The sequence below is a fragment of the Microvirga sp. GN3 genome, from assembly GCF_055792825.1.
Genome location: NZ_JBVVAK010000271.1, coordinates 1 through 6,116, shown reverse-complemented (window position 1 = coordinate 6,116; position 6,116 = coordinate 1). Strand labels below are relative to the sequence as shown.

Below are 6,116 nucleotides of genomic sequence, written 5' to 3'. Positions count from 1 at the left end.
TGCTATTCTGCTGCATGGCTCGTCCCCTGTGCGGGAGGCTCGGCACCGGCCCATCCGGCGCAACCCTCGCTCATCGCATAGTGTGGACGAGCCACCTCCGCCGGCAACGAACATACGGTCTGCCAACGACTTCCCAAAAATCTGGAATCTCACGCCAAAGTGCCCAGCGACACCGAGGTTCCCATACGATTGCAGAAGAACCTCGTCTCGCGTTTCAGTAGGTGAGGCGGGCTGATGGGCGCATTGAGGAAGCACTTTGCCGAATTCTGGCTATCCGATGGGAGCGTCCTCATCACTGACTGTAGCGGGTGCCAAAGGATGCCGCATCCGGCTTTCTAGGTAGCTGAAATTGCGGAGGTCTATTTCTCGGCTTGCCTCATCTCAGGGCCGCTATACCCCATCAGTTTGCCTCAGGCATTTCTAGGCAAGGCGACCGATTGGGATGATCCCCTTGGCCATCAACAGGCCCTCAGGGATGGGGGGCGGGGATGCCATGGCGGCGGCTGAGCACGCTCAAGATTTCATCCTTGCCAGCAACGAAGCGGACCTGGCCGTGCGAGCCCGTTGCCAGCGCGTCAGGCGCCTCGCTGGCCAGCACGAGGAGCGGCAATGATTGGTTCTCCTCGCCAACGAGCGCAATGACCTCCTGGCGGGGTCTCGGCCAAGCGATGCGTGTGACGTCGATGCGCTCCGTCAATTCCGGGAAGGAGGCTAGGACCCCTTCAAGAAGCGCACAGTGCCAACAGTAGAAGCGCTGACCGGGATACGCTGGATCCTCGAAGTCAGGGGAGAGGAGAAACAGCCGGTCCCGCAGCACGCCTCAAGCTCCTAATAATCGTATACGCGGGCCCACAACGTGCTCCTTGACGGCTGTCGACTCACATCTTCAAGAAGCGCTTTTCTTGTCCACCGTTGCGGCGAGTTGATGCGAACGCTGAGGAAGCACTTTGCCGAATTGTGGTCTTCCTATGCGGACGGTCACAGCAATATCTATGGATGCTCCCGAAGGATGGCGAACCTCTTGCGCTCAGTAGCTGCCAAAGCTGAGTTTTGTTTTCGAGAACGCCTCAACCAATGGGCATATACCTCGTCAGTCCGCCTCACGGCCGAATAGTCCGCGTGAAGCATAGAACCGGGCGGTTTGGGACCATCACGTGTTGGTGCGTCTGTACAGGGCAAGTGATCCAGCTAGTCCGAGCAGCGCTCCGCCGCAGATTCGGTCCAGCCAGAGCGCGCCCGACGCCTTCAGCAGACGCATGGCCTGCGCGCCAAGGACTGCGTAGGCCAGCATGATGATAAAGTCGAGGAATGCGAAGGTCAGGGCTAGAACCACATACTGCGGCATCTGCGGCGAGGATGGCTCAATGAATTGCGGCAGGAAGGCAGAAAAGAACAAGTACCCTTTTGGATTGGTAATGGCCACGAGCAAGCTCTTGAGAAAGATCGAGCGCGAGGGCCCTGATTGAGCGTCTGTGCCGACATCTAGGGTAAGGTTGAGTGTTCCTTTGGACCGCAGCAGCATCACGCCGAGATACGCGAGATAGGCGACGCCCAGCCATTTCACGACTGAGAACCAGAACTCTGAGGCGGCGAGCAATGCTCCCAGCCCCAGCGCCACGGCGCCGATCAGGATAAAGTCGGACACGACGGCGCCAGCCATTCCGGAGCAGGCCCGCGCCACGCCGTATCGCGATCCATTGGCCAGCGCCAATAAAACCGTAGGACCCGGAGTCGCGATGCCGATGAACGCGACAAGGGCGAAGGCTAAAAGTGTCGCGCCGCTCATATCATCTCCCTGGCATGACCATTCACTACAAGCACTCAGATAAGAGCCGTTTAGAATAGGAGATACTGAAGCTTATGCGCGGCGAGTACAAGAGGTGCTCGTGGCCGATTGCCGGCGGTTTGCTTGTTCATGGAGCGGACTATGGCTGATGAAGCGAGCAGCCAGACAGGCGGATCACTGTACCTAATTTGATCGCAGCAAAGCCCGCCTCAGTGGGTGAGGCGGGCTAATGCGTGCTTTGAGTAAGCACTTTGCCGAATTAGGGCTATCCTATGCGAGCGTCCTCACCTGTAGAGGGTATCAAAGGATGCCTCAGGCCTTCCGCCAAGTAGCTGCAAAAGTTGAGCTTTATTTTCGAGTTTGCCTCAGCATTTTGCTGACAGGGACCATTGGTCCGCCTCACCCTTGAAAGTGCCGATTTGTGAGTCGGAATGGAAGGTCAGAGCGGACGTTCGGAGCAGCCCTGTTTTTTACCGGGTTTGACCCACTGCTGACTCTCCTATGCGCGGGCTCAAGCAGCATGGCATCAATCGCTGGCTGCGCAGCGGGACGGCCTGGGCGATGGCGGTATCCCTTCATACTTCGGACTATGCGCCCGGCGGGCAGCCACCGCTTCGCGTTGCACCGAGGAGGGGATATCGTCAGCCCGCGGCCCTATCCCTTCTCGTCCAAGAGCCACCGGACTTTGAGAAAGCACGCTTGGTGCGAATGGCGCCGCAGCGGCGTTCAGGTCAGGACTCGCCAGCGCCTTCCTCATCGCGAACCGCAAGATCACGCCCAGGGACGCGGCGAGCGGGATCGCGACCAGCAGGCCCACGAAGCCGAACAAATACCCGAAGGCGAACAGCGCGAACATCAGCCAGACCGGGTTGAGCTTGACGCGGGTGCCGATGATCCGCGGCGACAGGACATAATCAGCGATCGTTTCGCCGAGCAGGAAGATGCCGGCCACGACGGCCAGGGGCGTCCAGTCGGGCCAGAACTGGGCGATCGCGACGCATGCTGCGACGACGCCGAGCCCCAGATAGGGGACAAAGCTGATCAGGCCAGCCGTGAGGCCGATCAGGATGGCATGGTTGAGCCCAGTCAGCCGCAGGGCCCCTGCGTAGAATGCCGCCAGGATCAGGCAGATGACGATCTGCCCGCGCGCGAATCCGGCCACCGTGTCGTGGATCTCCCGCCCGAGGGCACGGATGTCCTCGCGCTGCCCCGCGGGTAACCAGCCGTCGATCGTCGCGATCATCCCGTCCCAGTCCGCCAGCAGGTAGATGCTGACAATCGGGACCACGACCAGCAGCGAGAGGAGGGAGAACACGGCCTTGCCACCGGATCACGCCGAGCGGATGAGGTCGTCGAGCCAGGCACTCCCCATCGTGGCCACCGTGTGGGTGACCGACTCCTCGATCCGGAGTTCCTGGCCCATGATCTTATGCAGCCAGGGACGGCCCGTATCGGCAGCAAGGGACTGGACCCGCGTGGGCATCGTCAACTTAACGCGCTGAGCAAGGTCAGCCTGCCCTGAACAGTCAGATCAGTAGCCCGTGGTGACGTCAGTCACCTCGGCCCAGGTCGTAAAGGCTTGGGCTCGGGACTTGCGATGATCAACGGCGTTGGTGTTCGCAGGGCGGCGGAAGAGATTTGCAACCTGATCGTGAACGGAGAGGAAGCGCTGGGCCTGCCCGGCTGACTTGAAGCGCTCTCGCCGTCGGGTCGGCTGATGAGAGTTCTCCGCGCGATTGTTCAAGCCTCGATGCTGCCGATGCTCAACGCCGGGCGTCACGGCCCTTTTCGCAGCGGCGTAGCTGGCCAGTTTATCGGTGATCATCACCCGAGGAGCCACGCCCTGCTTCTTGAGCAGCTTGCGCAGCAGGCGCTCGGCCGCTTTGCTACGTCCGCCACCGCTTCCCTGCTGAGGTCATTAGCCATGCCGTATGGCTCTACTTTCGATTCCCACTCAGTTTGCACATGGTTGAGGAGATGCTTGCGGCACGAGGAATCGAGGTCGGTCATGAGACGGTGCGGAAGTGGGCTTTGAAGTTTGGCCACGGCATTGCCAGCCGGATCCGCAGGCGTCTTCCGGCACCTGGAGACAAATGGCACCTCGATGAGGTGGTAATCAGCATTGCTGGCCGAAAGCATTGGCTCTGGAGAGCCGTGGATCAAAGTGGGGTGGTACTCGACATCTTGGTTCAGAGCCGTCGCAACGCCAAGGGGCGTGAGTCGGTTCCATTCCTCACGTATGGCAGGATCTGGTCACCCCTCAGTTAAGTTGACGATGCCCTCTCAGGTCAGCTTGAGCAGATCGCGACCAGCAGCCCGCGTCTGGAAGCGTCCGGCCTTGCCGCCGGTGGGCAATCGCGCTGCGACATAACACCAAGGGATAGCTCACCCAAACCCATGGCAGAATTTGGTTCGACCTAGATAGGCCGCGGTCAAACCTGCGTAGGATAGAGCGACGCGCGCTCCCGGCGCTATTCTTCTGCCATATCCACGCAGCACCTGCGCAAATCCAGCACATAAGAGGCCAGGATGAAGCTATCAATGAAGCGGCGGTCCCGGCGCTGGGTGCTCCGCGAGCTCGATCGCAGCGCCGCAGCGCGCTCCGCCCAAGCCGGCATTCCCAACGCGCAGACTGAACCGGGCTTCGGAGCACATTCCAATGTCGGACACGATTACACTGCCGTCTGACACGCTCACGATCTTGGGAAAAGGAGGCTTCGATGCGGCGTGCTGAGAACTGGGTGGCGCTTGATAACGCCTTAGCTGTCGTGATGATGATCGTCGTCACCGCGGCCCTCTTCTACTCCTTCCCTGCTAGGGCCGAGGAGGGACACACTGATGAGCATCAGACGGCGCACGGCGCCTATCATCACCTCTACAACGGCATCATGCGCCCGGATGTTAAGAACTCGAGCTGTTGCAGTGAGCAGGACTGCGCCCCCACTGAAGCGAAGTGGGACAGCGTCAGGAAGCGCTGGACCGCGCTCAAATACGGTGCGTGGGTGGACATTCCTCCCAGCAAGCTCGTCCCGCGGGACCAGGTGCCCGATGGACTAGGCGCTGAACCTCACCTGTGCGCTCCACCTCCGTCATCGTCCATCTTTGGCAAGGAAGAGGTGTTCTGTTTCATCGAGCCCGACGGCGGGACTTGAGAAGCCGGTGAGGTTTCAATGAGAATCCTTGGCATCTTGATGGACCCGTCGAAGGTGCCGAACCCACGGCTCAATCAGCGGAGCCGATGTGCGCACTGTCGGAGGTCCTACGTGTTCCGCTGCGGTATCCTCGCCAGGATCGAGCACAAGACGAAGGAGATGGAGCGTGATGAGGACGGCTGTCGGTATCTGAAGCGAGATGTCGGGGTGTACGCCTGCCATTCGCTCGAGTGCTTCCTTGCAATGATCGAGCCAAACGGGCACGCATGAGGGTTCTGTCGCAGGTACTGTCGCAAACCTATCGGTAACTCAGTTCGGTATACGCCTCCGGTAGCTCTGGAGGTGCGAGATGTTCAAGGGCAGGCATTTTGATCGTTCGGTAATCCTGTTGTGCGTTCGATGGTATCTCGCCTATAGCCTCAGTCTACGTGACCTCGAGGAGATGATGGCTGAGCCCGGGATCTCGGTCGATCACGCCACCATTCACGACCTGTGAGAAAATCCTCTTTGGGCTCGGATATGTTAGAATGAGCGGCAGCCTCTTGGGGAGATCGGGCCATGGGACCTGACGATCCGCACCCTTCCAATGAGACGGTTCAAACACTCCCTTTGCACTCAGACCCATCACGAGCAAAGCGCGTTCGGCTGGTGCGCGCTGATCGCCGGCAGCTGTGCTGGACCATGCTCGATGTCGAGCGACTGGTCGACGAGGACCATCCGGTTCGGGCGATCTGGGAACTGGTGGGCCGGCTTGATCTGTCAGCCTTTGTAGACCGGATCGGTTCGCTTGAAGGTGGAGCTGGGCGGCCTGCCTACGATCCGCAGCTTCTGGTGAGCTTATGGATCTACGCCTACAGCCGCGGCATCGGTTCGGCGCGAGAGGTCGAGCGTCGCTGCGAGCACGATCCCGGCTTCCGCTGGCTGACGGGCCTCCTCACGATTAATCATCATACCCTGTCCGACTTCCGCCTGGCCCATCACGATGCCTTGGACGAGGTCTTCACGCAGGTGCTCGGGATCTTGAGTGCGGAGGGATTGGTGACCCTGCAGACCGTCATGCATGACGGCACGAAGATCACCGCGCAGGCCGGACCGAGCTCGTTCAAACAAGAGGAGCAGATCCGGAAGCATCTGGCCGCAGCTCGGGAGCATGTCGCTGCTATGGGCGATCCCCGCCG

General features: G+C 60.3%; 7 protein-coding genes and 3 pseudogenes. 5 read left to right on the top strand and 5 right to left on the bottom strand.

Annotated elements, in window-relative coordinates; translation table 11 throughout:
* Window positions 1-469: 469 nt before the first annotated feature.
* The 5 genes and pseudogenes from ACS5Q1_RS45980 to ACS5Q1_RS45960 form a co-directional block, all read right to left on the bottom strand.
* Window positions 470-817 (bottom strand): DUF3088 domain-containing protein, encoded by a 348-nt coding sequence (locus tag ACS5Q1_RS45980; protein WP_473104470.1) that lies wholly within the window; start codon window positions 815-817, stop codon window positions 470-472.
* Window positions 818-1,150: 333 nt separating this feature from the next.
* Window positions 1,151-1,786: a LysE family translocator gene (locus tag ACS5Q1_RS45975; RefSeq protein WP_473104469.1), complete on the bottom strand. Its 636-nt coding sequence runs from the start codon at window positions 1,784-1,786 to the stop codon at window positions 1,151-1,153.
* A 526-nt stretch (window positions 1,787-2,312) separates the two neighbouring features.
* A complete protein-coding gene (locus ACS5Q1_RS45970; protein WP_473104468.1) occupies window positions 2,313-3,101 on the bottom strand; it encodes an AI-2E family transporter in 789 nt (262 codons plus the stop codon).
* Window positions 3,102-3,116: 15 nt separating this feature from the next.
* Window positions 3,117-3,269: a hypothetical protein gene (locus tag ACS5Q1_RS45965; RefSeq protein ID WP_473104467.1), complete on the bottom strand. Its 153-nt coding sequence runs from the start codon at window positions 3,267-3,269 to the stop codon at window positions 3,117-3,119.
* Between the two features lie 48 nt (window positions 3,270-3,317).
* Window positions 3,318-3,668: pseudogene (locus ACS5Q1_RS45960) on the bottom strand (DDE-type integrase/transposase/recombinase); the annotation flags it as partial.
* Between the two features lie 5 nt (window positions 3,669-3,673).
* On the opposite strand from ACS5Q1_RS45960, the pseudogene ACS5Q1_RS45955 reads away from it, so the two are divergent.
* From ACS5Q1_RS45955 to ACS5Q1_RS45935, 5 genes and pseudogenes are all read left to right on the top strand, one after another.
* Window positions 3,674-3,997 (top strand): annotated as a pseudogene (locus ACS5Q1_RS45955) (IS6 family transposase); the annotation flags it as partial.
* A gap of 330 nt (window positions 3,998-4,327) precedes the next feature.
* Entirely contained in the window at window positions 4,328-4,474 is a 147-nt protein-coding gene (locus tag ACS5Q1_RS45950; RefSeq protein ID WP_473104466.1) for a hypothetical protein, read from the top strand.
* Window positions 4,475-4,506: 32 nt separating this feature from the next.
* Window positions 4,507-4,938 (top strand): hypothetical protein, encoded by a 432-nt coding sequence (locus ACS5Q1_RS45945; RefSeq protein WP_473104465.1) that lies wholly within the window; start codon window positions 4,507-4,509, stop codon window positions 4,936-4,938.
* Between the two features lie 349 nt (window positions 4,939-5,287).
* Window positions 5,288-5,425: pseudogene (locus tag ACS5Q1_RS45940) on the top strand (IS6 family transposase); the annotation flags it as partial.
* A 161-nt stretch (window positions 5,426-5,586) separates the two neighbouring features.
* On the top strand, window positions 5,587-6,116 hold a 530-nt coding region (locus ACS5Q1_RS45935; protein WP_473104464.1), incomplete at its 3' end, for a transposase.